The following is a 24,006-nucleotide window of genomic DNA, read 5'->3' as shown; positions in this document are numbered from 1 at the left end:
TGCTCCGGAGAAGACTCATGGTGACACAGACACGACGCGATGGCCGCGCCATCAACTGCTGCGGCGGAAGAACGCGATGACCGCGAGGATCAGGAAAATGATGAACAGGATTTTTGCGATCCCGGTCGCCGCGCCCGCAATGCCGCCGAAGCCGAGCACGGCGGCGATGATCGCGATGATCAGAAAAACAAGGGCATAGTGAAGCATGGAGGGCGTCCTAATCTGCAGGGAATGGCGGCGGGGAAACCGCAGGTGGCCATTCATCCACAGCCCATGCCATGCGGGCGTGAAGGGAGTCGGCACCGTCGTGCACGTGATGCCGACGTTTACGCCGGTTTCCGTTCAGCCGGCGAGCGCCGGATTGAGGCTGTAGGTGCCGACCAGTTCCGCCTCGGCCAGCACGTGACCGGCCATCGCCGCACGCAGTTCGGCCAGCGAGAAACCGCCGCTCAACGGCAGCACGGCCACATCGAGCGCGTGCACCTTGAAGTGATAGTGGTGCAGCAACGTATCGTTCCACGGCGGGCACGGGCCGTCGTAGCCGAGGTACTCGCCGCCCATGTCGGCGTCGCCGCTGAACCAGCCGGTGTAGTCGTTGACGCCCTGCACGCTGCCCGGTGGCCCGAACGGCGTGCGCTTGCCGCGCGCGGTGACTTCGTCGCTGCAGGCGCCAGCGGCAAGCTCGCCGCACTCGGCGGGAATGTTCGCCAGCAGCCAGTGCACGAACTCCACCCGCGGCAGATCGGCAGGCACGGTGCGGCCGGCCTGGTTCACGTCGTCGCCGCGGCTGGGCACGTCGGGGTCGATGCAGGTGAGCACGAACGAGCGGGTGGCCGGTGGCGCGTCCTTCCACGCCAGCTGCGGGCTGCGGTTGTCGGACAGCGCGACCGGATCGCCGCGCTTGCCGAACGCGAACTCGGCGGGAATCGGCTGGCCGTTGGCGAAGTTGTCGCTGCGCAGGTGCATGGGGTTTCTCCGCTCGGGTTGCATGGAACGTGGAGTGCGATTCCGGCCTTCGCCGGAATGACGGCGGTGGGGTCCTTATCTCGTCATGCCTGCGCAGGCAGGCATCGCACTTCGGCAACTACAGGATAGTCGGATACAAGTCCTGCCACTCGGTATTGCCCAGCTTGATCAACCGCATCTTCCAGTCGCGCTTCCAGGCCTTGAGCGTCTTCTCGCGCAGGATCGCCGACTCCATGGTGGGGTGAAGTTCGTACCAGACCAACGTATGAATGCGATAGCGGTTGGTAAAACCTTCGACCACATCGTTCCTGTGTTGCCAGATGCGTTTGACCAGATCGCCGGTGACACCGATGTAGAGGACGCCATTCTTCTTGCTGGCCAGCGTGTAGACGCAAGGTTGTCGCCTGTCCATGGCGTTTTCTCTGGTGTTGAGACGCGATTCCTGCCTGCGCAGGAATGACGACTTGATGGTTATGGGCGAGCGGACCGCTTCTTTTATCCCGTCATTCCTGCGCAGGCAGGAATCGCACTTTGCAACCAGATGGCGCCGCACTCACGGCTTGTACGTCACCCGATACACCGCCCCGGCCAGGTCATCGCTGACCAGCACGCTGCCGTCGGGCAGTGGTTGCACGTCGGCCGGACGGCCCCAGGCGCTTTCGTCCTGCTCGAAGCCGCTGACCAGCGGTTCGTACGAGACCACCTTGCTGCCGTTCAAACGCACCGTCATCACCCGGTAGCCGGATTTCCTGGTGCGGTTCCACGAGCCGTGTTCGGCGATGAGGATCGCGCCCTTGTAGCTGGCCGGAAACTGCCTGCCTTGGTAGAAACGCATGCCGAGCGAGGCCACATGTGCGCCCAGCTTCAGCACCGGCGGCACGTAGTCCTTGCAGCTGTGACCCTTGCCAAATTCCGGGTCGAGCGTGTCGCCCTGGTGGCAGTACGGATAACCGAAGTGCTCGCCGGGGCGGGTGATCTCGTTCAACTCGTCGCTGGGCATGTCGTCGCCCATCTCGTCGCGGCCGTTGTCGGTGAACCACAGGCGCTTCGTGCCCGGCTGCCAGTCGAAGCCGACCGTGTTGCGGATGCCGCGGGCCACGTCCTGCCAGCCGCTGCCGTCGGCGTTCATGCGGATCAGCTTGCCGTGATCCGGGCCCGGGTCGCAGATGTTGCACGGCGCACCGATCGGCACATACAGCTTGCCGTCCGGGCCGAATGCGATGAACTTCCAGCCGTGGTGGGTTTCGGTGGGCAGCTTGTCGGTGATCACCGCCGGCTTCGGCGGGTCGTCCAGGTGGTTCTCGATGTCGCGCAGCACGTAGATGCGGCTCACCGCGGAGACGTACAGGTCGCCCCCCTTGAACGCCACGCCCACCGGTAGCTGCAGGCCGCTGGCGATCACCCGCACCTTGTCCGCGACGCCGTCGCCGTTCGTGTCGGTGAGTGCATAGACCTTGCCGGCATCGTTGGAACCGACGAACACCGTGCCCTTCGCGCCCAGCGCGATCTCGCGCGCGTCCGGCACCTGGTCGGCATACACCGCGATGTGGAAACCCTTCGGCAGGGTCAGCCGGTCGAGCGGCGGCGGCGCGGCCAGCGCCGGCAGCGACGACAGGATCAGCAGCAATGGCAGCAGCAGGCGCATGGCGGTGGCTCCGCGATCGAGGGGAAGGCGCAGCGTATACCGGAGTGCATGGCGCCAGAAACCCGGCCGCCCGCTAAACTGCGCCCTTTCGGGGGGAGCGCATGAGCGAACTGGACGACCTCACCACGCTGGTCCGCGCGGCCACGCCGCTGCTGGTGATCGAGACGGTGGACGAGCAACGGGTGATCGAGTGTTTCCGCCACGTGATCGCGCAGGCGCTGCGCCCCCTGTGGCGCTGGACGTTGACCGACGGCCTCAGCCGACTCGACTTCGCCCAGCCCGGCGCCGAGGTGGCACCCGACGCCACCGCCACGCTGGAGGCGATCCGCGCCCAGGGCGAGCGCGGCATCTACCTGATGTTCGACTTCCACGGCCTGCTCGGCTACGCGATGAGCCTGCGCCAGCTGCGCGAGATCGTGCAGCGCCAGCGCTCGGCCGCGCACACCATCGTGCTGGTCGGCGCCAAGGTGGAGCTGCCCGAGGAGCTGGAGGCGCTGTCGCTGCGCGTGCCGCTGTCGTTGCCCGACCTGAAGGAACTGGCCGGCATCCTGCGCGGTGAGGCAGTGGCATGGCAGCGCGAGCAAGGTCGCCACGTCACGGTCGACAACGACGCCGCACGCACCATCATGCGCAACCTGCTCGGCCTGTCCGCACCGGATGCACGGCGCATCGTGCGCAAGCTGATCTACAACGACGGCGCGCTGGGCCCGCAGGATCTGCCCGAGCTGATGCAGTCGAAGTTCGACCTTCTCAACCGTTCCGGCCTGCTGCATTACGAATACGCCACCGCCAGCTTTGCCGACGTCGCCGGGATCGGCCGCGTGCGGGAATGGGTGCAGCGACGGCGCGCGGTGTTCCTCGCCGCCACGCCCGATCCCGCGCTCGACCCGCCCAAGGGCATGCTGCTGCTCGGCGTGCAGGGTTGCGGCAAGAGCCTGGCCGCGAAGGCGATCGCCGGCGGCTTCGGCGTGCCGCTGGTGCGGCTGGACTTCGGCACGCTGTACAACAAGTACCAGGGCGAGACCGAGAAGAACCTGCGCGAGGCGCTGGCCAGCACCGAGCTGCTGGCGCCGTGCGTGCTGTGGATCGACGAGATCGAGAAGGGCCTGGCCGGCGGCGGTGACGATGGTGGCGTGTCGCGCCGCGTACTCGGCTACCTGCTCACCTGGATGGCCGAACGCAAGGCCAAGGTGTTCGTCGTCGCCACCGCCAATGCGGTCAACGAACTGCCTGCCGAGCTGCTGCGTAAAGGCCGCTTCGACGAGATCTTCTTCGTCGACCTGCCGAAGGAATCCGTGCGCGCCGAGATCTTCGCCATGCACCTCAAGCGCCGCCAACTCGACCCCACCGGCTTCGACCTGCCCGCGCTGGCCGTCGCCAGCAATGGCTTCTCCGGCGCCGAGATCGAGCAGACCATCGTCAGCGCGCTGTACGACGCTGCTGGCAACGGCACGCCGCCGGACCAGGTGACCCTGCTCAACGCCCTGAAACAGACCCGGCCGCTATCGGTGCTGATGCGCGAGCAGGTCGACACGCTGCGGGCGTGGGCGCAGGGGCGCTGCGTGGCGGCGGATTAGGCGACCCCGAACCGCGCTGCGCAACACCAATGCGGCGCTAACCCCCGCACCTGTTTCGGCGTAATCTGGAACGCTCATCGTCAGGAGGGTCGAACCATGTTTCGTCGCACCTGCAAGCTGCTCATCCCGCTGATCATGACCTTGCTGCTGCCGGCCGTCGCCAGCGCCGCTCCCGCCAGCGCAGCCGACAACACCACCGCGGCGTTGCAGCAGGCGGTGAATGGCCACTGGCGTTCCGACGCGAACCGGGCCCGCGACAAATACCGGCACCCGCTCGAGACCCTGCAGTTCTTCGGCATCAAGCCGGGCATGACGGTGATCGAGCTGGCGCCCGGCGGTGGCTGGTACACCGAGATCCTCGCGCCCTTCCTCCACGCGCACGGCCACCTGATCGAAGCGGCGCCGCCATCGGCCGCGAAGTTCACCGCCAAGCTCAAGGCCGACCCGGCGGTCTACGGACACATCGCAAAGATCGTCCCGTTCGCCCCACCGGATCAGGTGAAGCTGGGTACCGACAACTCCGCCGACATGGTGCTCACCTTCCGCAACACGCATGACTGGCTCAACCACAGCCCAGCCACGCTCGATGCGGTGTTCAAGGCTGCGTTCAAGGTGCTCAGGCACGGCGGCGTGTTCGGCGTCACCGAACACCGCGCCAGACCGTTCGCCGATGGCGTGGAAAGCGCCGGGGCGTTGCACCGTCTCCCCGAGGATTACTTGATCGCGCTGGCCCTCAAGACCGGTTTCCGCGTGGCCGGCGTAGCGCAGATCAATGCCAACCCGAACGACCCGGAAGACATCAACGTGCACCGCCTGCCGCCGGACCTGTCCGGACCTGACAGCGAGCACGCGCAGATGAAGGCGATCGGCGAGTCGGACCGGATGACGTTGAAGTTCGTGAAGCCTTGATGGTGATGGGCACATCGAGGCCGGCGGGGCTGCTGTAGCGCCGGGCATCGTCGCGCGGCGCACATCGACTGCAAGATGACATCGAGTGATCCATAGTCCCGGCGGATTAGAAATGCAGCCCCGGCGGCTCATTGCAGTCGTATTTTTCGTCGACCTCATCCACGTCGCCCGGCGAGACATGTCGTGCGCTCAACTCCCGCGGAGTGAGATGGCGCCACACATCGACATCGACGCAATGACTATTCTTGACGCCAAACGCACGCTGGGCCGTGCGCATCACCGCGCCTATGCCCTGGCTCATCGGATCGACGAGATGAATGCCAGGTGCGGAGGGCGTATCGGAGCCGGGCACTCCGTGGACGGAGTAGGCGCGTCGAGCATGGCGTAGCCGCTCCTGAAAACCTCCGTCGCTGATGGAATTGTCCTCGCTCGCATCCCGGTTTCGCGCACTGCCTGCACGTGCCTGATGCGCCTCGACGTGTGCAACCAGCTGAACTGCCGGCGGCCTCGACGACCTCGCCGATGACGTCGCAGGGCTGTGTGCCACCGCCGCGATCAGGCGATGCGCCGGTAATGCCCGATACGGCAACGATGGCTGCGCTGGCCGGAAAAAACGCAGCTTGAGCGCCCGTGGGTCGCTTCTCGCGACGGGAGCCGTGTTCCGATAGAAGACCACTGGCCGCAGCAACAGCATCAACAAGCCAAGGTGGCAGCTGATCACCACGACCAGGACCATGACGCGGTAACTCGATTCGCGCAAACTGCAGGACTTCCCCGGCTCTTCTCTCACGGTCGAGCCTTCCCTTGGTACCGGCATGGGGTGGACCGCCCGGCGACTTGCAAAGTTCCTGCACCGCACATCGCGAGCATCGTGGTGCATGGCAGCCATGCGTGGCTGGCGCAATGCGGGGACGACGGCGCGCACGCACTGTACCGACATGCGGCATCATGCATGTCCTACTCGCATTTTTCGTCCGCCATGCCGAACCTGCCGCCGTTCCACCTCGCCTTTCCAGTCACCTCGCTGGCGAACGCCCGCGCGTTCTACGGCGAACTGCTCGGCTGCCCGGAGGGCCGCTCCAGCGACAGCTGGGTCGATTTCGATTTCCACGGCCACCAGATCGTGGCGCACCTGGCGCCGGAAGAGTCGCGCATGACGGAGGCGCACGACGTGGATGGCGACGACGTGCCGGTGCGCCATTTCGGCCTGGTGCTCGACATGGATGCATGGCGTGCGCTGGCCGAACGCTTGCGCGCGGCCGGCACGCGCTTCGTGATCGAGCCGCACATCCGCTTCCAGGGCCAGGTGGGCGAGCAGGCCACGATGTTCCTGCGCGATCCCTGCGGCAATGCGCTGGAGTTCAAGGCGTTCGCCGATCGCTCGCAGCTGTTTGCGAAGTAACGTGGCGATGGAAGTGGAAGACCTGCCCAAGCTGGTACGTGTGCGCATGCCGTACGGCAAGTACCAGGGCCGGCTGCTCGCCGACCTGCCCGGGGCCTATCTGGCCTGGTTCGCACGCAAGGGTTTTCCCGCCGGCGAACTGGGCCACTTGCTGGCGCTGATGCTGGAGATCGACCACAACGGGTTGTCCCGGCTGCTGGAGCCGCTGCGCCAAGGTACTTCCTGAACCACGCTGGTTACACTGCGCGCATGGATGACGAGCGCCTTTTCCGTACTGCTGCCGACGCCCTGGCCGGCGCCGGCTGGTGCATGGTCGACGACCTGCTGACGCCGGCACAGACACTGGCGCTGGCCGATGAATGCCACGCGCTGCATGCCGCGCAGCAGTTGACGCCGGCACGGGTGGGTGCCGCGCGCATCGCCACGCCGCAGCGCGGCGACCGCACGCACTGGTTCGAAGCCGGCGCGCCGAGCCCGCCGCAACGGGTCTTCGTCGAACGCCTCGATGCGCTGCGGACTGCACTCAACCGCGAACTCATGCTGGGCCTGGTCGAGTGCGAGGCGCACTACGCGGTGTACCCACCCGGCGCGCGCTACGCGCGGCACCTCGACCGCCTGCGCGACGACGACGCACGGGTGCTCTCGGCGGTGTTCTACCTCAACGAGGGCTGGCGGGACATCGACGGCGGCGCGCTGCGGCTGTACCTGGACGACGGCACGCATCACGACTTCCTTCCGCACGCCGGCACGCTGCTGCTGTTCCTCTCCGCGCAATTCGAGCACGAGGTATTGCCGGCCACGCGCGACCGCCTGAGCATCGCCTGCTGGATGCGGCAGCGCCCGTTCGGCGCGACCAGCTGAGCGACTGTCCGAAGTCCCCGTCTAGCGGGGATCGGCGCCGAGCAACTCGATCTCGGCCAGGGCACGCCTGGCGTCCGTTGCCGCTGCGTCGAGCTGCACGCGGTAGTACGCGTACTCGCCCGGTTCCCGCACGACGAAGGCCCGGGTCTGCTGCGGCCAGGCGAAGCGTTCATCGCGGCGCGTATCCAGCACGAGCCAGTGTTGTCCGTCGGCAGACCCCTGCAACTGCCAGCCCGACGGCGCCGCGGCGGTGGCACCCGAGGTCAACGTGAGCACGGTCACCCGGCGCGGCCGCGCGAAGCGCCAGTCGATCGTGGTCGATACGCCGGGCAGCATCACCTCGGCACCGGAGTCGTGGTTGAACAGCAGCGGCAGCCCCGCGATGGTGGGCGCGGCGTGGGCGCGGCCCAACCGCTGGTCGAGCAGATTGCGCCACGGCTGCGGCAGGCCCGCGGCGGTGAGCGATGGCGGCACGGCATCTTCGCCGCTGGCCCAGCGCGAAGGCCGCGGCCCCATGGCGAACTCCAGCGTGGCGCCCTGCGCCAGCAGTGCGTGCGGCAGGGTCAGTTTGTTCCACGGCTGGCCGTTGACGCGCAGGCCCTGCACATAGCGGTTGCGGTCGCTCACCGCGGGCGCGTCGATCACCAGGTGCTTGCCGTTCTCCAGCGCGACGTCCATGTGCGGGAAGTACGGCGCGCCGATCACGTACTCCGGCGTGCCCATGCGCAGCGGGTAGAAGCCGGCGGCGCTGAACAGGTACCAGGCGGACATCTCCCCGTTGTCCTCGTCGCCCGGATAGCCCTGGCCGATCTCGCTGCCGACGTAGAGGCGGCTCAACACGTCGCGTACCTTGTCCTGCGTCTTCCACGGCTGGCCGGCATAGTCGTACATGTAGATGATGTGGTGCGAGGGCTGGTTGCTGTGGCCGTACTGGCCCATGCGCACGTCGCGCGCCTCCAGCATCTCGTGGATCGGTTCGCCGTAGCTGCCTACGTGGAACTCGCCCGGCGTGGCGAAGAACGCGTCGAGCTTCGCCGCCAGCGCGGCGCGGCTACCGTACAGCGCGGCCAGGCCCGCGCCATCCTGCGGTGCATGGAAGGCCATGTTCCACGCGTCGGTCTCGGTGTAGTCGCCGCCCCAGCGCAGCGGGTCGAAATCCTGCGCGTCGTGGTGCCACTGACCCGCCGCGTCGCGGCCAACAAAGAAGCCGACGGCAGGGTCGAACAGGTTCGCATAGCCCAACGCGCGCTGGCGGAAGTACGTCGCGTCGTCGGCGTAGTGCGCGGCATACGGATCGTCCGCCGCGGGTTGCTGCGCCAGCGCGGCGGCGAGGTTGCCGATCGCGAAGTCGTTGATGTAGCCGTCCATCGACCACGACAGCCCCTCGTCCACGCCAGTGTCGGTGTAGCCGTTGAAGATCGAACGCTGCAGCCCCTTGCGGCCGGTGCCGGCGAGCGGGCTGACCACGGTAGCGTCCTTCAGCGCGGACTGGTAGAACGCGCGCACGTCGAAGTGGCGCACGCCCTTCAGCCACGCGTCGGCGAAGGCCACGTCGGCGCTGGTGCCGACCATCAGGTCGGCGTAGCCAGGCGACGACCAGCGTGCGATCCAGCCGCCGTCGCGGTACTGCTGCACGAAGCCGTCGATCATCTTGCCCGCTTGCGTCGGCGCGAGCAGCACGTAAGCGGGCCACGCGGTGCGGTAGGTGTCCCAGAAGCCGTTGTTGACGTAGGGCTTGCCGTCGACGACGCGCGCGCCGGTCCGCGTGGGCGTGTCCTGCCCGACCGGCGCGGAAAATGGACTGGCGTAGCGGTAATACGGCTGCGCCGCCGTTCCGGTGTTCTCGTACGCGGAGTTCGGATACAGGAACAGCCGGTACAGATTGGAGTACAGCGTGGTCAGCTCGTCGCGGCTGGCGCCACGCACCTTGACGATACCGAGCTGTGCGTCCCACTGCCGCTGCGCGCGTTCACGCACATCGTCGAAGGTCACGTCGGGCGCGATCTCCAGCGCCAGGTTGTGCCGCGCCTGTTCCAGGCTGATCAGTGAGGTGGCGATGCGCAGGTTCACCACGTTCGTCTTCGTGGTGTCGAAGCCGAACCAGGCGGCCACGTGGTCGCGGCCTTCGCCGCGAAGCCGGCCGCTCTCGCGCACCGGCCGGTCCACCGTGCCGTAGAAGAACAGCCGGGTGGCGCCGGCGGACAGCCGGCTTTTCACCTCGGACCAGCCGCTGAAGCTGCGCCCGGACGGATCCAGCACGATGCTGCCGTGGTCGTCGCGGTTGTCGAACACCAGCTGCGAGCGGTCGCCGGCGAAGGTGAAGCGGAACATCGCGGCGTGGTCGGTCGGCGCGATCTCGGCGACGATGCCGTCGTCGAAGGCGGCGTGATAGGTGTGGGCGTGCGCGGTCTCGTTCGCGTGGCTGAAGCTCAGCGCGCGCGCCGCCCGGTTCGCGCTCGGCGCACCGCGGGCGACCGCGGCCGGCATCAGCTGGAAGGTCTGCCGGTCGCCCATCCACGGGCTCGGCTCGTGCGACAGCGCGAACGCCTCCAGCCGCGGGTGGTTGTCGACATCGTTGCGCTGCTGGTACTGGTAGATCCAGTTCGAGCCGGCGTCGGTCACCGGCGTCCAGAAGTTGAAACCGTGCGGCACGGCCACCGCGGGGAAGTTGTTGCCGCGCGAGAAGCGGGCGTTGGAGTTCGTGCCGCGGCGGGTGTCGACGAAGTCGCTGGGGCGCCGGCGCACATCGGCGGGCGCGGCGCCGACGCGCAGGTCGTCCAGATAACCCTCGAAGCTGGCGGCCGGGCCGTCGTGCATCAGCACGATGCGCCTGATCGTGCGCCCGGCGGCGACTGCGCCCACATCGATCGACAGGTAGTTCCACTGGTCCGGATACAGCGTGCGGCCTTCGCCCTGCGCGTGCGCGGAGGCGCCGACCCGATGCTGGTCGCGCGCGCCGCGGGTGGACAGCCGGCTGCCGTCGTCGAACAGCAGGTCCACCGCGACGTAGGTGGAAGGATTGCGCAGGTCGCCTGCGTTCGACAGCGGGAAGATCAGGTACGACAGCTGCGTGTCGGACTGCACCGGCAGGTCCACGGCATACAGCTCCGCCTGCTGCTTCCCGCCGGCGCTGCCGCGGTAGTGCAGCGAACGTTGCCCGCTGAAACCGACGCCCGGCCTGGCGGTCAGCGCCGCCGCCTGGCCGGGACCGCTGGCCACTTCGACGGTGAACGAGGCACCCGCCAACGGCGCCGTCGGTGCCGGCTCGGTATTCTCAAACGAGCGCAGGAAGCTCGTTTCCGAGGCGCCGGCGGTGAGGCACGGCAGCAGGCAGGCCAGCCACAGAGCCCGGCGCAGCCAGCCGGCTGCGTGCAAGTTCCCCATCCACCCCGATCCGATCATGCCCCGCCCCTGGCTTGCCCACGGTGATGGTGCGCGTTCGTCCGTGGGCACCCGCTCTCCAGGCGATCGCGCCGGCGTTCAGCTCGCCGGCACGGCCGCGTCCGCCACCGCATTGAAACGCGTGGCGATGTAGTCGTCGGTGTAGCTGGTCATGCCCCAGCCGCGGATGAAGCCGCAGTGGCCGCCGTACGGCGCGATGTCCAGCTCGACGTTGGCCGGCAGCTCGAGTTTCTCGAAGCCGCTGACCGGGATCACCGGGTCGTCCCTGGCGGTGAGGATGGTGGCGGGAATCTGCAGCGCCTGCATGCTGTCGCCGGCCACCGAATAGCCGTCCAGATACTGCTGCAAGGTATTGAAGTCGGTATGCCGCAGCACCAGCGATTCGGTCAACCCGCGCAGGTGCTGCTTCAATTCGGACATCTCGAAGTACTGGTGCTGCGGAAACGCCTTCTGCTTGGCCAGCAGCGAGTGCCGCCACTTGCGCATGAAGTACGCCTGGTAGAACCACGGTGCGGATTCCTCCAGCGAGAACAGGCCCTCGCCGGGGTCGATGATCGGGCATACCGCCAGCACGTAGCTGAGCGGGATGCCCACGCGCGAGGTCTGCATCGCCGCGCGCAGCGCGAAGTTGCCGCCCAGCGAGAAACCGGCCAGCGCCATCGGCCGCGCCGGCCAGCGTTCGGCGATGTCGCCCAGCGCGTGCACCACCTCGTCGAGGCGGCAGGAGTGGAACAATGCCTCGTTGAGTCCGTGGCTGTCGCCGTGGTCGCGGAAGTTCAGGCGGAAGATGTCCCAGCCGTCGGCGAGCAGGCGGCTGCCGGTCTGCAGCACATAGGTGGAATCGACGCTGCCTTCCCAGCCATGGAACAGCACGGCCAGGCCACGCGACTGCGGCTGCGTTTTCTGTGCGGTATAGGCGCCGGTGAGGCGCACGCCGCCGCCGCCGTCGACCACCACCGCCTCGGCGCCACGCAACACGGTCTTCGCCGCGTGCGGCAGCAGGAGGCGGCGCACCCCGCTGGAGGACAGCATGGTCTGGATGTGGCCGCTGGTGAGCGGCCAGGGCGGTCGGAAATCCCTTCCGTGCAGCAGGTTCATCCGGCGCGGTCTTCCAGCGCGGCGGCGATGCGCTCGCGCGACAGCTCGGCCATGCGCCGGCGCGCCTCCGGGGTGGCCGGTACCGGTGCCAGGAAATGCACCTCGGCATCCAGCGGCGCCTCGCCCAGCATGCGCACGATGTTGTGCACGAAACTCTCGTCCTCGCGGAAGCCGGCCTCGATCACCCGGCGACCATCGCGGGCGAAGCGCAGCGCCACCGGCTGCACCGGCACCGTGGCATCCAGCGCGGCCTGGAAAATGCGCGCGTGGAAGACCTTCAGTACGCCGTTGTAGCCGGTGCCGCCTTCCGGGAACACCGCCACCGAACGGCCCTCGCGCAGCCGCTCCACCATCACCTGCATCACCGCGGACAGCGAATGGTTGTTGCCGCGGCGATGGAAGATGGTGCCGCCACTCCTGGCCAGCCAGCCGACCAGCGGCCAGCCGGCGATCTCCGCCTTCGCCACGAAGCAGGCCGCGCGCTGGCTGTGCAGCATCACGATGTCGATCCACGAGGTGTGGTTGGCGACGAACAGCACCGGATCGCGTAGCGGCTGGCCGATGCGCAGCGAGCGCAGGCCGAAGATGCGCAGCAGGCCGTGCGACCACCAGCGGATCATGCGGTGCGCGAACGGCTCGCGGCCGTCTTTCATCGCCACATGCTGGTTCCAGCTGAGGATCAGCGAGCACAGCGCGATGCCCAGCACGATGTGCAGCAGCAGCAGCGGCACCCGCCACAGGTAGCGCAGCGGGCGCAGCAGGTCGCGGTCGGGCGCAGTGGCGGTGTCGATGCTCATCAGTCACTTAGTTTAGCGTCAGTTGGCGCAGACGAGGCGCTCAACGCTCCAGCTGCGACAGCGGCAGCGACGGCGAACGTTTCACCGTGCGCAGCACGAAACTGGAGTTGACGTCGGCCACCCCTGCCGCGTTCAGCAGATGGTCGAGCAGGAAGCGCGAGAAGTCCTTGAGGTCGGCCACATAGACGTGCAGCAGGTAATCCATGTCGCCGGTCAGCGCATGGCAGGCGACCACCTCGTCCCAGCCGTTGACGTGTTCGACGAAGCCCTCGATCGCTGCGCTCTCGTGCTTCGTCAATTGCACCCGCACGAAGGCTTGCAGGCCCAGCCCGACAGCCTGTGGATCGACCTGCGCGGCGTAGCCGGTGATGACCTGCTCGCCCTCCAGCCGTTGCAGCCGGCGCAGGCAGGCCGACGGCGACAGGCTGACCCGTTCGGCCAGCTCGGCGTTGGTGATGCGGCCCTCGCTCTGCAACACGGCGAGGATGCGCAGGTCGGTGCGATCGAGTGTCGTCATACGCAATAAATTTCAGATAATGCTTATTACCTAGCAAGAATAGTGCATTTAATGCACCGATCAATGCAATAAAGCAACCTTGCTGCGAGAAAACCGCCGTATGCTATGGCTTGCCCTGTGCCGCACCGGAATCGAGTCCATGGACACGCCCCGCAAAGTCGAACACCAGCAGACCGATCGCGGCTACGTGCCGGTGTACGCCACCGGCGTGGTCGAGCAGCCGTGGGCCAGCTACAGCCAGACCGACCACGAGGTATGGGACACCTTGTTCAAGCGCCAGCGCGAACTGCTGCCCGGCCGTGCCTGCCAGGAATTCCTCGACGGCGTGGAACGCTTTGGCCTGGGCGACGGCGGCATCCCGAAGTTTGCCGAGATGAACAAGGTGCTCGGCGCCGCCACCGGCTGGGAGCTGGTCGCGGTGGAAGGCCTGCTGCCGGACGAGGTGTTCTTCGACCACCTGGCCCACCGCCGCTTCCCGGTCAGCTGGTGGATCAGGAAACCCGACCAGCTCGACTACCTGAGCGAACCGGACCTGTTCCACGACATGTTCGGCCACGTGCCGCTGCTGCTGAACCCGGTGTTCGCCGACTACATGCAGGCCTACGGCCGCGGCGGCATGAAGGCGTTCGCGCTCGGCCCCGACGCGTTGATGAATCTCACGCGGCTGTACTGGTACACGGTGGAGTTCGGCCTGATCAACACCAGCGATGGCATGCGCATCTACGGCGCCGGCATCGTCAGCTCCAAGGGCGAGTCGATCTACTGCCTCGATTCGCCCTCGCCGAACCGCATCGGCTTCGGCCTGGAACGCGTGATGAGCACGCGCTACCGCATCGACACCTACCAGCAGACCTATTTCGTGATCGACAGCTTCGAGCAGCTGTTCGAGGCGACGCATCCCGACTTCACGCCGATCTACGCGAAGCTGAAGCAAGCGCCTGCGCATGCCGCCGGCGACGTGCTGGACGGCGACCGCGTGTTCACCCGCGGCACGCGAGAGGGATTTGCGACCGGCGCGGATACGTGATTGCGAGGCAAGTCACCGCACGCCACGCATCATCCTGACGAAAGCCGGAATCTCTCGGCATCAGATGCGGACGTAGGCGTTTCGCTTGATGACATCCGCGATGTCCGCTTCGGGTCGGAAGTGAACCCATGGGGTCGTTATTGCTGTTTGTCGGTGACTTTCAAGTACGTAAAGGCTTGCTGATACCGGTCACCCTCGACACATGGGTCAACCCGTACCCGATTCATGGCTTAATCCAAACTAGGCTCCTGCCAGGCCACCGTTCACGCTGTCTCAGTTCGCAGCCTGAGAATGTCGACCCTGGTGATGATCCGCGTCGATGCGGCGGGGTCGTCCATCAGTCGTTCGGCTTGATGCTCGATCGTCTGGTCGAAGACCGTGCGACTGAGGCGGCCGTTTCCGAAATCGTCGTCGCGACTGGCGTACATCTGCGCAACCGGGGTCATGAGCTGGCTTGCGTAGCTTGGCCCGCCGGCCAGTGTTGCTCGAACTGCATCGGGCTGACGTAGTTCAAGGTGGAGTGCAATCGGGACTGGCCGTACCGGAGCAGCCAAGCGAGCGTTTCATCCTTGGCATGGCGACGGGTGAGGAAGCGCTGGCCGTGCAGTCGCTCCACCTTCAGCGAACCGAGCAGCGTTTCGCTGCAGGCATTGTCCCAGCAGCTGCCGCGCCGGCTCATCGACGCAGCGATGGCATAGTCCGCGAGCACCGCCCTGAAATCTGCAGGTCGTGGTTGCTGTCGGTGGTGACCTTGAACCGCTTCCTGCCCTTGGCCCGAATGCCGTGCTTGGCGGGCCAGCTTCGGCCATCCTCTAAACTCCCCCCGCCGCGCCAGCTGAACTTCCCTTCAAGTCATCTGCAAGGACGTCATGGGTTCTATTAGTTGACTAGTCAACTTAACAATGCGAGAATACCTACATGCCATCGCTGACCAAACAAGCGTCTCCCCTCTACCTGCAGCTCGCCAACGATTTGCGCGAGGGCATCCTGTCGGGCCGCTGGAATCCCGGCGATACATTGCCGAGTGAACCGGAACTGTGTCGTCTGTACGGCATTAGCCGCGGCACGGTGGTACGCGCTGTCGAAATGTTGATTCAGGAAGGTCTCGTTCAGCGCCGCCAAGGCGCTGGCACGTACGTTTCGCGCCCTGCCCTGCATCGCCAGCCCGGTCTGCTCGCGAGCTTTTCCGAAACCGTGCGACAGCATGGCCGCAAGCCCTCCCACAAGCTTTTGAAGCGCAACGACTTGACGCGCGAGCAAGCCTTGCAATACGGCTGCACTACCGCGGCGGTGCAACTCCTGCGCTTGCGCTTTGTCGATGGCACACCATGGTCGATCCACAACAGCATCCTGCCGATGCGCATCGCGAGTCGCTTGAAGGCACTCGCTCCGGAAAACGCCGAGGAATTGCGCGCGCCGGACTTTTCCCTCTATCGCGCCTACACCGAAGCCGGCATTCCGGTCGATCATGCCGAGGAGATCCTGCACGCGCGCGCGGCTACGGCGCAGGAAGCGCGCCTGCTCAAGCTACCGGCTCGTGCCGTATTGATGACGCTGCATCGCAAGAGCTACGACGCCGACAGTGGCCTGCTTGAAATAGTCGAATCCGATTATGCAGGCGAGAGCTACAGCTACACGGTCAGCCTCGCAGTTCCGCAAGCCGGACGCTCAAGCCGGGCCAAGTTGCAACGGCTCGGCTGGAAGATTTCCTGAGATCTAGGGGGAAATCACCATGTCGGGGACATCGAACGCAATCGATCCTAGCGCAGGCGAGGTCGCCCTCGTCCTGGTCGACGTACAGAACGCCTTTTTCCATCCTGACGGCGAGAACTTCTATCCAGAAGCGCAACACATCCTGCCGCAACTTGCCATCCTGCTTGATGCAGCACGAAGCGGCGGCCGCCTGATCGTCCACGTCGCCGACGTGCACCGACCGGGACTCGCCGACTTCGAATCGCACAAGCTGCCAGCGCATGGACAAAGCGATTCCTTCAATGCGCAGTATTTCACCGGGTTCGGCCCGCCTTCGGACGGTGCTCCACGCGAAATCGGCCTGATCAAGCGTCGCTTCAGCGCGTTCTTCAGCACCGATCTCGACTTGCTCCTTCGCGAAAACGGGGTGCGCCGCCTCATTGTCGCCGGAGTCAAGACCAACGTCTGCGTGCGCGCGACGATCCAGGACGGTTTCGGCCTCGGCTATCGCTGCCTGCTTGTCGGCGATGCCACCAACTCCAACCGCGCCGAACTCGCCGCCGCCGCCCGCGAGGATATTCGTCGCTACATGGGCTGGCTATCGTCGACCGACGACGCTTGCAAGGTGCTCTTATGACCCGCATCGCCGTGCTCGGCTACGCCTGCCTCGACTACGCCGCGAGCGTTGACGGCGATGTCCGCTGGGGTTGGACCAGCCGTATCAGCAGCCGTCCGCGCGATGAGTGGCCGCGGCCCGGCGGGTGCTCGTTCTATGTCGCGCGTCCGCTTGCACAAGCCGGCTTCGGCGTCGATATCGTCACCTGGACCGGCGACGACGCCATGGGAAATCTCTATGCCGACCATTGCCATCGCCATGGCATCGGCACGCAAGGTATCGATGCCTCAACCGGAGCCACGACGCCGGTTTCCATGTTGCTCTATAAGGACGACGGCCGCTGCGCATGCCTGATCGATTTCGGCTCGGCGGGCAGCGCCACGACGTCGACACAGGAAGACCTGATCCGCAAGGCCGATATGGTCGTGGTTACCGTCGGCCCCGCCGCCTGTGGATTGCGCGCGCTCGACATCGCGCGTGACGACGCTCTCATCGTATGGGTCGCGAAGAACGATCCAATCTCATTTCCGCCCGAACTGCGCACACGGCTCGGGCAACGCGCACGTTACGTATTCTGCAACGGTGACGAACGCACCTGGATCGACGACGCCACAGTCGATGCCGATGCCGAACAAATCGTTGTCGAGACGCGCGGCGCCGAACCAATCCACATCCGCAGCCGCGGCACCACGATGCATATCCCCGTCACCCCGTTGCAGGTGGGTGATGCAACGGGAGCCGGCGATACGCTGGCCGGCGCGACGCTCGCCGCCCTGCTCGGCGGCGAGACGGATCCCGTCGCCGCCGTGCGGTCCGGCGCGCTCGCTTCGTCCGAACTGCTGCGCCGGCGTACCTAAGTTCTGCAATTTACGAGAGTCATATTCGATGAAACGCGCCTGGTATCTCGGTATCAATTCTGACCAAGTGGCTCCGCGAGCCGTGCTACTCGGCGACCCCGGTCGCATTGATCGCCTGGCCAACCTGCTCACCGACGTCCAATGGCTCGGCGAAAACCGCATGTTGCGCACGATCACCGGAACGTGGAACGGCACCCGCATCACCGCCGCCACCTTCGGCATGGGCGCACCGATCGCAACCATCGTCCTGCACGAACTGTTCGATCTCGGCGTGCGCAGCTTCCTGCGCATGGGCACCGCCATGACCTTGCCGCCAATCCGGCTTGGCGATTTTGTCGTCGGCGCCGACGCGCTCTGCCGCGAAGGCACCTCACAGGTGTATGCGGGGCCATGTGACCGCGCTATGGCGGACATCGACCTGCGCGCGAACCTGGAAAGCACGCTCGCATCGAGCGGCCGGACTTGGCATCAGGTACGTTTCGCCAGCTACGACGGCTTCTATCGGGACATGTTCGCGCTTGATCCCGCCGATACCGCACGCGTTGAGGAGACGCGCGCCACGCTCATCGCCCAGGGTGTCCACGCGATCGACATGGAGAGTTCTGCGCTGTTCGCCGCTGCTGCGGCGCTACGCGCCCGCGTCGGCACGCTCTGCGTGGCAAGCGTCGACAGCCTGACCCGGGACAAGCTGGGTGCGGAAACGATGCTTGCCCGCGAAAGCGAACTGTTCCGTTTCGGCCTGGACGCGCTCGTGCGCACTCCGGCCACCATCGAGGAAACCCACGCATGAGCATCGTTCGCGACTATCACCAGCTTCTTTCCCGTCGCCTCGAACATATCTTCGATACGCAAGCGGCAGCGATCGATGCCGCAGCCGAAATCTGCGCCGACACGATCGCCCGCGACCGTCTCGTGTTCACGTTCGGCACCGGGCACGGTGCGTTCGCCGCGCTTGAGATGTTTCCGCGTACCGGTACCGTCGTCGGTTTCCGCCCCATCGTCGAAAGCACGATGATCTCGTTCCACCACGTACTCGGCGACATGGGGGCGCGCCAATACCGCTTCATCCACGCGCAGGAGGGCTACGGCGACGCGATTCTCTCCGCGCACCAGATCGAGTCCGATGACAGCATGCTGATCTTCTCGCATTCGGGCCTCAACGCGGTGACTCTCGATATCGCGCTAGGCGCCAAACGCCGCGGGCTGCGCGTCATCGGCGTGACCAGCGTGCCGCATTCGTCGTCAACCCCCTCGCGCCATTCCAGCGGCAAGCACCTCTACGAAATCGCCGACGTCGTGATCGATACCGGTGTGCCGAAGGGCGACGCGGCGCTCGAGGTCGAAGGCGTCGCCGGCCGCACCGGCGCCACCTCGACGAGCCTCGCGATCGCGATCGGCCAGGCGATCAATGCCGCGACGGTCGAGAAGCTCGCCGCACGCGGGGCCAAGCCGATGCTCATGGTCAATCCCAACACGACCGAAAAAGCCGCGGCCGATCGCCAGAACGATCTCAACTACGCCGAGCTGTGGCGCCGGCTCTCGATGCGGACAATGTGAGTCGCACATGGAAACCACTCTGTTTTACGACGGCAAGTGGCATGCGCCGCTGAATAATAACTGGTTCGAAGTACGCGATCCGGCCACCGGCGACCTCATCGGCCGGACCGCACTGGCCGATGCCGCTGACGTCGACCGCGCAGTCACCGCCGCCAAACGGGCACTGCCTGCATGGGCAGGCATGCCGGCCGATGCGAGAGCGGCGATCCTGCACGATGCCGCCAACCGAATCGAAGCCGAAGGCGACGAAATTGCCCGCCTATTGACCCTCGAACAGGGCAAACCCGTTCCCGATGCGCGCAAGGAAGTCGATTTCGGGCTCAAGGTATTGCGCTACTACGCCGAGGAAGGCCGTCGCCTCGGCGGCGAACTGCGTCCGACCGCGGACCTCGACGTCAAAACCGTGGTCTCGCGTCAGCCTATCGGCGTCACTGCCGGCATCGTGCCGTGGAACTATCCGGTCGATTTGTATTGCTGGAAGATCGCGCCCGCGCTCGCCACGGGCTGCCCGATCGTCATCAAGCCACCCCACGAAACGCCGTTCGCGATCGCTCGCCTCGTCGATTGCTTCCACGCTGCGGGGCTGCCGGCCGGCGTTCTCGCCAACCTGCCGGGCACGGGCCCCAGCGCCGGCGCGGCATTGTCGGCGCACCCGGACATTGCCGCGATTTCCGCGACGGCTTCGGTCGCTGCCGGGCAGGATATCGCCCGCCGCGCGGCGGGCAACCTGAAACGCGTGGTCCTTGAACTGGGCGGCCATGCACCATTCATCGTGCTCGCCGACGCCGACATCGAAGCCGCCGCCGCCGCCGCCGTGCGCCGTTCGTTTTCGAACATGGGCCAGATCTGTATCGCGGTCAATCGCATCCTCGTCGACCAGCGCGTACACCGCCGCTTCGTGGACGCCCTGGTGGCGCTGACCGAGTCGATCAAGCTCGGCCCTGGCAGCGAGCCCGGCGTCGCCTACGGACCTACGCTCAACGCCGGCGTGATCAGCCGCACGCGGGAGCATCTCGACGATGCCCTCAGCAAGGGCGGCAAGCTCGTCGCCGGCGGCCACGCGCCCAAAGATGCGGCACTCCGCGGAGGCCATTTTTTCCGCCCCACGCTGATCGACGATGCGCCACTCGACAGCCTGCCGATGAACGCCGAGACGTTCGGCCCGCTCACCGCGATCCGTGCCTTCTCGACCCAGAACGACATGCTCGAACTAGCCAACGGCCTGCCATTCGGCCTTGCCGCGTACCTCTATACCAACGATCTCGAGCGCGGCTGGGCGCTCGCCGAGCGCCTCGAGTTCGGCATGATCGGCGTCAACGTCAACGACACCTCCGAGCTGCAGGCGCCGTTCGGCGGTTGGAAACTATCGGGCATGGGGCGCGAACTCGGTCGCGAAGGACTCGACGCCTACCTGCAAACCAAGGCGATCCGCATGCGGGTGCGGCGCGTCTGACAGGTTCGAAACCGGCATCTGGCCAGCGAATACGATGCTACTTGACTAGTCAACCAGTCATATATACATTGTCATCATGTAGAAATAACTTACCCTCTCGCGCTCGCGAGGGGAATTCCAAGTCAGCATTGCTCGGGAGAGTGCTCGTGAACCATTCCGTCAGCAGTTTTCTTGCCCTCCTCGCCACCACTGCCCTCGTCGGTGCGTCGCCCGCCTACGCAGCCAACGAGTCCGATGCAGCGCAGCCCACCAAAACCACGGTGCCGCCGGCAAAGAAGAAGGCCGAGACACCTAATAAACCCGCCAAGAACATTGCGGAGCTGCAGGCAGTCACCGTCACCGCCGAACACCGGGCGGTCTCGATCAACGACACGGGCATCACGATCGACGCCTTCGTCGGCTCGGACCTGCGCGAAATGGGCGCGACCAAGCTCACCGACATTGCCCGCTACTCGCCTGGCATCAACATGCACGGCCCGTTCGGCGAGAACGGCTATCCCGAGATCACGATCCGCGGCATGAACGCGGACAACTTCACCGAACTGTCGCCGCAGTCGGTCGGCGTCTACGCCGACGGCGTCTACTTGTCCTCGCCGCCACTGCTCGGCCTACGCATGTTCGACCTCGACCGCGTCGAGGTGCTCAAGGGCCCTCAAGGCACGCTGTACGGACGAAACACGATCGGCGGTGCGATGAACCTCATCTCGGTACGGCCGACGTTCTATCCCGATGGCTATTTCACCGTCGACTACGGCAGTTACCAATATGCCGCTGCGGAAGGCGCGATCGGTGGGCCGTTGTCCGACAAGGTCGCCTACCGCTTGTCCACGCGCCTCGTGCGCCAATGGAGCGGGCCGTTCAGCAACAGCGCGGACGGCACTAAGACGGGCCAGTTACGCCAGGCGTATTGGCGCGCGCAGGTACTCTGGAACCCCACCGATGCCTTGTCGGTGCTGGTCAACTTTCACGGTGGTACGGACCGCTCCGATACGTGGCCATTTTCGCAGGTCGCCGCGCTCGTGCCGCCGGGCCAGGCAAATGCGGGCCAGATCTGTCCCGCCTTTCTCGCCGGCAATATCGGCCTGGCAAATGCACAATGTGTTGACGTCAGCGGCTACCACAACACCAGCAACGACCCATACCGGAATCCGCTGAGCCTGCACGGCCGCAATCACGACAAGAGCGCAGGCTTCTCCACTGAGATCAATTGGGATCTCGACGCAGTCAAGCTGACCTCGGTCACCGGCTACGACTGGATGACGCGGCGTGCCGGCTACGACGAAGACGCCGGCCCCAACAACATCATCGACACGGTGCGCGGTAGCGACATCAACCAGTTCTCCGAAGAACTGCGCCTCGCCTCGAACACAAAAGAGCGGCTCAACTGGATGACGGGCCTCTACTATTCGCACGACCGTCTCTCCGGCAATCCGATCTTCGTCTCCGATTTCACGCGCTGGTTCGGCGCATCGATCGCGGACTACTCGACCCTGCGCACCTCGACGTGGGGCGCATTCGGCCAGATCGACTACGCCCTCACCGACGAACTCAAGCTCACCGCGGGGCTGCGCGATAGCGGCGTGCGCCGCCAGTACGATTACCGCGAGATCTTCACGCCCAACGGCGGCGCGGCGCTCACGTCGTTCGCCGGCACCAGCCGCATGGACCAGAGCCAGTTGTCGGGCAAGCTCGGGCTCGACTACAAGCCGAACAAGAATCTGCTCCTGTATGCCAACGTGTCGCGCGGCTTCAACGCCGGCACCTACAGCGCCTACTTCATCTCCAATCCGCAGTCGCTCGAACCGACGAAATCCGAAACCGCGGTCACCTATGAAGGTGGCTTCAAACTCACCGCGCTGCAAAAGCGCGTGCAGCTCAACGGCGCGATCTACTACAACGACTGGAAAGGTATCCAGCTCACTGCTGTGGAGAACCGCACCGGCGTCAATGCGCCGTATCTGACCAACGGCAAAGGCGCCGACATCTACGGCGGCGAACTCGAACTGATCGCCCGCCCGACGCCGTTCTGGGACGTCACCCTCGGCGGCGCCTACCTGCACACCGAACTGCGCGACCTGTTCGTGCAGGACCTCTTCGGCAACATTGTCAATATCAAGGGACGCCCGCTCGCCAACTCGCCGACCCGGCAATTCAACGCGAGCACACGCTATCGTTGGGATATCTCGGGCGACTACCAGCTGGTGCCCCAAATGGACGTGAAATGGGAAGATACGATCTACCGCGACCTTCTCGGCACGCGCGCGTTGATCTCGCCTCCTCACATGACTGCCAACGCCAGCGTCACGCTCGACAACGGCCCCGGCAAGTGGCACGTGCAGTTGTGGGTGCATAACCTCACCGACCGTCGTTACGTCACCGAGGCCTATCAGGTGGTCAGTGCGGGCATTGCCGGTCTCGACTGGAGCATGCCGCGCACCTTCGGCGTCAGCTTCGGCATGGACCTGTGAGCCAGACGCATTCCACTCCGGCAACGGCGCCCGATCGTGCCGCGATCGGCGCGGCGATCGCCCTGTTCACCGCCGGCGGCCTGTTCTGGGCGTTCCTGCCATTTTTCATCGGCCTGCAAGAAGATCGTGGCGGGCTCTCCGCCACACAGGCCGGTGCACTCGGTTCGGCCTACCTCGCCGGCTTCACCATAGCCGGGCTCGCCGCGCCTTGGTGGAGCGCGCGCATGTCACCGCGAGGGGTAATCGCGGCTGGCGTACTGCTCGTATGGTTGGGGCTGGCGAGCCTCGCCCGCGGCATTGGCTACCCCCTTGCGCTGGCGGCATGCTCAGGCATCGGCCTTGCACTTGGCGCATTCTGGGTGGTCGCCTATCGCGTCTTCGGTGCCACGCCGAATGCGGAACGCGTGTTCGCCCTGGCCATCGCGATCGGCTATCCGATGCTTGCCGCCATAACCTTCGTCATTGGCCATCTCGTGCTGCCGCAGGGCGGCCTCTTCGGCATGACGACGGCCATCGCCTTGCTGATCGGCCTGCTGGCCGCCGCTGCGGTAAAGCTTCCCGCGAGGCTCGACAACACTGCGGCCACGACCCACACCGGCACGGGTGACGAAAAACGCCTGCCGCTTGCCTGCGGTCTGGCGGCCATCGCCCTTTTCAGCTTGGCCTTCGCCGCGGTCTGGGCTTTCGCCGAGCGCATCGGCACGCAAGCCGGCTTCGGCGGTCCGACCGTTGCCTCGGTGCTCTCCTCCAATCTCCTTTTCACCGGCCTCGGTTCGGTTGGCATCGCCCTGTTCGGCAAGCACTTCGGTCGCTGGCAGGTCCTGGTCGCAAGTTACGTCCTGCTCGCAGTGTGCATGGCCGCGCTCGGCCATGCCGGCACGATCGCGTGGTTCGCCTTCGTCATCGCCGGCCTCGGCTTCGGCGTCGGCACGGGCCTGCCACATCAAATGGCGATCGTCAGCCAATGCGACGTGCGTGGTCGCTTCGTCGCGTTGATCGCGGCAATGCAGGGACTCGGTACCGCGCTCGGCCCACTCGTCGGAGGTGCCGCATTTCAGGTATCCGGCACCACTGCGCTCGGCATCGTTGGCGCGGTGGCGTTGGCAGCGAGCTTCGTCCTGCTCCTCGTCGCGGATCGGTAAATTCGAGACACACAGCGATA

General features: G+C 65.8%; 24 protein-coding genes and 1 pseudogene. 14 read left to right on the top strand and 11 right to left on the bottom strand.

The window, feature by feature from the left end; translation table 11 throughout:
• Positions 1–51: 51 nt before the first annotated feature.
• The 4 genes from QQA13_RS00295 to QQA13_RS00280 form a co-directional block, all read right to left on the bottom strand.
• Positions 52–207, bottom strand: a complete 156-nt coding sequence (locus QQA13_RS00295; protein WP_108472252.1) for a DUF1328 domain-containing protein — start codon at positions 205–207, stop codon at positions 52–54.
• Between the two features lie 135 nt (positions 208–342).
• Complete coding sequence (locus QQA13_RS00290) at positions 343–966, bottom strand: YbhB/YbcL family Raf kinase inhibitor-like protein (RefSeq protein ID WP_108472253.1); 624 nt, start codon at positions 964–966, stop codon at positions 343–345.
• Positions 967–1,084: 118 nt separating this feature from the next.
• Positions 1,085–1,519, bottom strand: coding sequence for a GIY-YIG nuclease family protein (locus QQA13_RS00285; protein WP_343230546.1), 435 nt, complete (start codon positions 1,517–1,519; stop codon positions 1,085–1,087).
• Entirely contained in the window at positions 1,520–2,611 is a 1,092-nt protein-coding gene (locus tag QQA13_RS00280; protein WP_108471195.1) for a PQQ-dependent sugar dehydrogenase, read from the bottom strand. It lies immediately after the preceding gene.
• Between the two features lie 101 nt (positions 2,612–2,712).
• Here QQA13_RS00280 and QQA13_RS00275 point away from each other — a divergent pair, with 101 nt between their 5' ends.
• Both QQA13_RS00275 and QQA13_RS00270 read left to right on the top strand, forming a co-directional pair.
• Positions 2,713–4,188, top strand: coding sequence for an AAA family ATPase (locus QQA13_RS00275; RefSeq protein ID WP_108471196.1), 1,476 nt, complete (start codon positions 2,713–2,715; stop codon positions 4,186–4,188).
• Positions 4,189–4,284: 96 nt separating this feature from the next.
• Positions 4,285–5,097, top strand: coding sequence for a class I SAM-dependent methyltransferase (locus QQA13_RS00270; RefSeq protein ID WP_108471197.1), 813 nt, complete (start codon positions 4,285–4,287; stop codon positions 5,095–5,097).
• Between the two features lie 106 nt (positions 5,098–5,203).
• Here the strand turns inward: QQA13_RS00270 and QQA13_RS00265 are convergent, their stop codons facing one another.
• Positions 5,204–5,833 (bottom strand): hypothetical protein, encoded by a 630-nt coding sequence (locus tag QQA13_RS00265; RefSeq protein WP_159082168.1) that lies wholly within the window; start codon positions 5,831–5,833, stop codon positions 5,204–5,206.
• 216 nt (positions 5,834–6,049) lie between these two features.
• Between QQA13_RS00265 and QQA13_RS00260 the strand changes: the two genes are divergently transcribed.
• The 3 genes from QQA13_RS00260 to QQA13_RS00250 are packed head-to-tail and all read left to right on the top strand — an operon-like array spanning position 6,050 to position 7,360.
• Entirely contained in the window at positions 6,050–6,499 is a 450-nt protein-coding gene (locus tag QQA13_RS00260; RefSeq protein WP_234411300.1) for a VOC family protein, read from the top strand.
• A gap of 7 nt (positions 6,500–6,506) precedes the next feature.
• The gene (locus QQA13_RS00255; RefSeq protein ID WP_108471199.1) at positions 6,507–6,725 is read left to right on the top strand and encodes a DUF3820 family protein; all 219 of its coding nucleotides are present in this window, start codon (positions 6,507–6,509) and stop codon (positions 6,723–6,725) included.
• 23 nt (positions 6,726–6,748) lie between these two features.
• Complete coding sequence (locus QQA13_RS00250; RefSeq protein ID WP_108471200.1) at positions 6,749–7,360, top strand: 2OG-Fe(II) oxygenase; 612 nt, start codon at positions 6,749–6,751, stop codon at positions 7,358–7,360.
• Between the two features lie 21 nt (positions 7,361–7,381).
• Here the strand turns inward: QQA13_RS00250 and QQA13_RS00245 are convergent, their stop codons facing one another.
• From QQA13_RS00245 to QQA13_RS00230, 4 genes are all read right to left on the bottom strand, one after another.
• Positions 7,382–10,744 (bottom strand): GH92 family glycosyl hydrolase, encoded by a 3,363-nt coding sequence (locus tag QQA13_RS00245; protein WP_108471201.1) that lies wholly within the window; start codon positions 10,742–10,744, stop codon positions 7,382–7,384.
• Positions 10,745–10,840: 96 nt separating this feature from the next.
• Complete coding sequence (locus tag QQA13_RS00240) at positions 10,841–11,860, bottom strand: YheT family hydrolase (RefSeq protein ID WP_108471202.1); 1,020 nt, start codon at positions 11,858–11,860, stop codon at positions 10,841–10,843.
• On the bottom strand, positions 11,857–12,657 hold the full coding sequence (locus QQA13_RS00235) for a lysophospholipid acyltransferase family protein (protein ID WP_108471203.1): 801 nt from the start codon (positions 12,655–12,657) through the stop codon (positions 11,857–11,859). The genes QQA13_RS00240 and QQA13_RS00235 overlap by 4 nt, the downstream gene beginning before the upstream one ends.
• Positions 12,658–12,697: 40 nt before the next feature.
• Positions 12,698–13,174, bottom strand: a complete 477-nt coding sequence (locus QQA13_RS00230; protein ID WP_108471204.1) for an Lrp/AsnC family transcriptional regulator — start codon at positions 13,172–13,174, stop codon at positions 12,698–12,700.
• A 139-nt stretch (positions 13,175–13,313) separates the two neighbouring features.
• On the opposite strand from QQA13_RS00230, the gene phhA reads away from it, so the two are divergent.
• Entirely contained in the window at positions 13,314–14,201 is an 888-nt protein-coding gene (gene phhA / locus QQA13_RS00225) for a phenylalanine 4-monooxygenase (protein WP_108471205.1), read from the top strand.
• A gap of 263 nt (positions 14,202–14,464) precedes the next feature.
• Here the strand turns inward: phhA and QQA13_RS00220 are convergent, their stop codons facing one another.
• Entirely contained in the window at positions 14,465–14,647 is a 183-nt protein-coding gene (locus tag QQA13_RS00220; RefSeq protein ID WP_159082169.1) for a hypothetical protein, read from the bottom strand.
• Positions 14,644–14,922, bottom strand: a pseudogene (locus QQA13_RS00215) (integrase core domain-containing protein); the annotation flags it as partial. The pseudogene QQA13_RS00215 and the gene QQA13_RS00220, both read right to left, overlap by 4 nt.
• Before the next feature lie 197 nt (positions 14,923–15,119).
• Between QQA13_RS00215 and QQA13_RS00210 the strand changes: the two are divergent.
• The 8 genes from QQA13_RS00210 (at position 15,120) to QQA13_RS00175 (ending at position 23,986) form a co-directional block, all read left to right on the top strand.
• Entirely contained in the window at positions 15,120–15,914 is a 795-nt protein-coding gene (locus QQA13_RS00210) for a GntR family transcriptional regulator (protein WP_108471206.1), read from the top strand.
• 19 nt (positions 15,915–15,933) lie between these two features.
• Positions 15,934–16,530 (top strand): isochorismatase family cysteine hydrolase, encoded by a 597-nt coding sequence (locus QQA13_RS00205; protein WP_108471207.1) that lies wholly within the window; start codon positions 15,934–15,936, stop codon positions 16,528–16,530.
• Positions 16,527–17,366, top strand: coding sequence for a carbohydrate kinase family protein (locus tag QQA13_RS00200; RefSeq protein ID WP_108471208.1), 840 nt, complete (start codon positions 16,527–16,529; stop codon positions 17,364–17,366). The genes QQA13_RS00205 and QQA13_RS00200 overlap by 4 nt, the downstream gene beginning before the upstream one ends.
• Before the next feature lie 28 nt (positions 17,367–17,394).
• The gene (locus QQA13_RS00195; protein WP_108471209.1) at positions 17,395–18,156 is read left to right on the top strand and encodes a uridine phosphorylase; all 762 of its coding nucleotides are present in this window, start codon (positions 17,395–17,397) and stop codon (positions 18,154–18,156) included.
• Positions 18,153–18,923 carry a sugar isomerase domain-containing protein gene (locus tag QQA13_RS00190; RefSeq protein ID WP_108471210.1) on the top strand — a complete coding sequence of 257 codons (771 nt, stop codon included), beginning with the start codon at positions 18,153–18,155 and terminating at the stop codon, positions 18,921–18,923. Before QQA13_RS00195 ends, QQA13_RS00190 begins: the two co-directional genes overlap by 4 nt.
• Before the next feature lie 7 nt (positions 18,924–18,930).
• Positions 18,931–20,376, top strand: coding sequence for an aldehyde dehydrogenase family protein (locus QQA13_RS00185; protein ID WP_108471211.1), 1,446 nt, complete (start codon positions 18,931–18,933; stop codon positions 20,374–20,376).
• Between the two features lie 146 nt (positions 20,377–20,522).
• Positions 20,523–22,844: a TonB-dependent receptor gene (locus QQA13_RS00180; RefSeq protein ID WP_159082170.1), complete on the top strand. Its 2,322-nt coding sequence runs from the start codon at positions 20,523–20,525 to the stop codon at positions 22,842–22,844.
• Complete coding sequence (locus QQA13_RS00175; protein ID WP_108471213.1) at positions 22,841–23,986, top strand: MFS transporter; 1,146 nt, start codon at positions 22,841–22,843, stop codon at positions 23,984–23,986. The genes QQA13_RS00180 and QQA13_RS00175 overlap by 4 nt, the downstream gene beginning before the upstream one ends.
• Positions 23,987–24,006 lie beyond the last annotated feature (20 nt).

Source organism: Rhodanobacter thiooxydans (assembly GCF_030291135.1).
Classification (GTDB): domain Bacteria; phylum Pseudomonadota; class Gammaproteobacteria; order Xanthomonadales; family Rhodanobacteraceae; genus Rhodanobacter; species Rhodanobacter thiooxydans_A.
This window is presented reverse-complemented; position numbering and strand designations above follow the sequence as displayed.